Annotated in this window: 4 protein-coding genes; 2 read left to right on the plus strand and 2 right to left on the minus strand. The window is 67.4% G+C overall.

Annotated features, from left to right (window positions below; genetic code table 11):
* The coding region (locus FKP22_RS28515) for a phospholipase D-like domain-containing protein (protein WP_233446991.1) at positions 1–589 on the plus strand (589 nt) is incomplete at its 5' end.
* A 15-nt stretch (positions 590–604) separates the two neighbouring features.
* Here the strand turns inward: FKP22_RS28515 and FKP22_RS28520 are convergent.
* Both FKP22_RS28520 and FKP22_RS28525 read right to left on the minus strand, forming a co-directional pair.
* Complete coding sequence (locus tag FKP22_RS28520; RefSeq protein ID WP_141291485.1) at positions 605–1,033, minus strand: hypothetical protein; 429 nt, start codon at positions 1,031–1,033, stop codon at positions 605–607.
* A 137-nt stretch (positions 1,034–1,170) separates the two neighbouring features.
* On the minus strand, positions 1,171–1,668 hold the full coding sequence (locus FKP22_RS28525) for a DUF805 domain-containing protein (protein WP_141291487.1): 498 nt from the start codon (positions 1,666–1,668) through the stop codon (positions 1,171–1,173).
* Between the two features lie 146 nt (positions 1,669–1,814).
* Between FKP22_RS28525 and FKP22_RS28530 the strand changes: the two genes are divergently transcribed.
* Positions 1,815–1,998, plus strand: a 184-nt coding sequence (locus FKP22_RS28530; RefSeq protein ID WP_141291488.1) for a PAS domain-containing protein, incomplete at its 3' end; no start/stop codon positions are given.

The following is a 1,998-nucleotide window of genomic DNA, read 5'->3' on the forward strand; positions in this document are numbered from 1 at the left end:
GGCCGACGACACACCGGTGGTCGCCGCCTTCGTGGTGCGCGACAACCTGCGCCAGCGCCGCACCATCGAGCGCTGCATGATCGATGCGATCCGCATGGCGAATGTCCGCGTCCAGCTGGTGACGCCGTACTTCTATCCCGGCCGCAGTTTCAGGCGTGCGCTGATCAAGGCTGCGCGGCGGGGCGTTCAGGTGCGCCTGCTGCTGCAGGGCAAGCTGGACTACCGGCTGGCCGGCCTGGCGGCCAGGGTCATGTACGACGAACTGCTGACCGCAGGCGTCGAAGTCTACGAATACATCCCGGCCTTCCTGCATGCCAAGGCGGCCGTGGCCGACGATGAATGGGCCACGGTCGGCAGCTCCAATGTGGACCCGCTGTCGCTGCTGCTGAACCTGGAAGCCAACATCGTCGTGCGCAACACCGGCTTTGCCGCCGCACTGAGCGAGGAACTGGACCAGGCCATGGCCGTGTCCAGCCGCATCCTGGTCGCCCCGCTGCGCACCGGCCTCGGCGCGATGCTGGGCCGCGGGCTGGTGGCCTGGCTGGCGCATTGGTATTTGCGCCTGGCGGGCTCCAGCGAGAAGTACTGATTTGGCCGGGGTGCCTCAGTGGCTGGAGTTCTTGGCCGAGTTGCTGCTGATGGTCAGCGCACGTATGAGGAGCAGCATCGGCACGACCACAACAGCAACGAAGACGCCGGTTGCCATGCCCATGGTCTTCCCACCGGAGACCTCCACGCGCTGGATGTCCTTGATGTCCTCGTCGCGCAGTCTGATGGCCGTGTCCTGTCCTTCGACCTTGCCTTCGATCACGCCGCGCTGCACCTCGGTGAGTTTCAGTTCCAGGGTCCGGCCGTCGGTGGTCGCGATGGTGACTTTGTCGCCCAGATGCAGGTCATCCATGCGGCCGTAAATCGACGGCTTGTCAGCCTGGTTCAACGCAACGGGCCGCACCGTCGTGCAGGCCACAAGGCTGGCAGAAAGCAATACCAGGCCCAGGCGCCTGAGCTGGCGCCGCACGGAAGCATCGTGCATCTGAAACTCTCCCTGAAGATCTTTATGCGCCACGGTGTGGCATGGGCTGTTCGGCCCCGTGCCGAAAGCGCGTGAAGTATCGCCCAGACCCCGGCGACGCTGCCATCCACAGGATAGGGAGGTGTCGGATCGCCGGCTCAGCCGGTGCTCAGTCGCCCCTCGTGCGGCGGGGGTCCGAACCGGTTGTCGCCCTTCATGCCCGGCAGCAGGCCGTTGACCACCAGCAGCCACAGGAAGCCGACCACGGGGATCAGGGCCACCAGCACCCACCAGGCGCTGCGGTCGCGGTCGTGCCAGCGCTTGGCAGAGACGGCGAAAGCGGGCCAGGCCAGCAGCAGGTTGACCAGGCCCTCGACCCGTTCACCGTGGAAGCCGGCAATGTTCAGCAGCGCGCCCAACACGATGCCCAGCGCGGCCAACCCCAGCATGCCGCCCCAGAAGCCGCGGCGCGAAATGCGGCCTTTTGGACTGAAGAACAGCTTGCCGGGCGGCATGGCCTCGGCAATCGGCGGCATGGCCTCGGCGGCGAGCAGATCCTGGCGGATTTGCTTGCCACCGGGCAGGTCCGCGCGACGGGTTTCGGGCAGGCCGTAGGCGCCGAGCGGCGAGGCGTAGGGGGCGGAGCTGCTGGACATGCGGCAAGTATTCCACGCTTGCCGGCGGTGCAGGCTCCGTCGCGCTGCCTCGCAGGTGGTGTGACGGGCCCTCGCAACGCAGAATCGGGTGGTCTGTTGCGCCCATCGCGCAGCGAAGTGCCGTAGCGAGTTCGCTGGAGACCTGCATGAGATCCGGATCGCCCAATGATGCAGACACGGCCGCCGTGGCTGCCGCCTGCTGGCAAGCCGCCGCAGAGCCCATGGCCGTGGTGGATGAGCATGGCCGGCTGTTGCAGGCCAACCAGGCCTTCGCGCGGGCGGTGGCCCAGCCCGCCGAAGCCTTGCCTGGCCAGGCCCTGGCCGATTGGG

Source organism: Ideonella azotifigens (assembly GCF_006519715.1).
Lineage (GTDB): Bacteria > Pseudomonadota > Gammaproteobacteria > Burkholderiales > Burkholderiaceae_C > Ideonella > Ideonella azotifigens.

Excerpts from the sequence above, each read along its gene's own strand:
- FKP22_RS28525 (WP_141291487.1), bottom strand. The coding sequence starts at position 1,668 with ATGTCCAGCAGCTCCGCCCCCTACGCCTCGCCGCTCGGCGCCTACGGC.
- FKP22_RS28520 (WP_141291485.1), bottom strand. The coding sequence starts at position 1,033 with ATGCACGATGCTTCCGTGCGGCGCCAGCTCAGGCGCCTGGGCCTGGTA.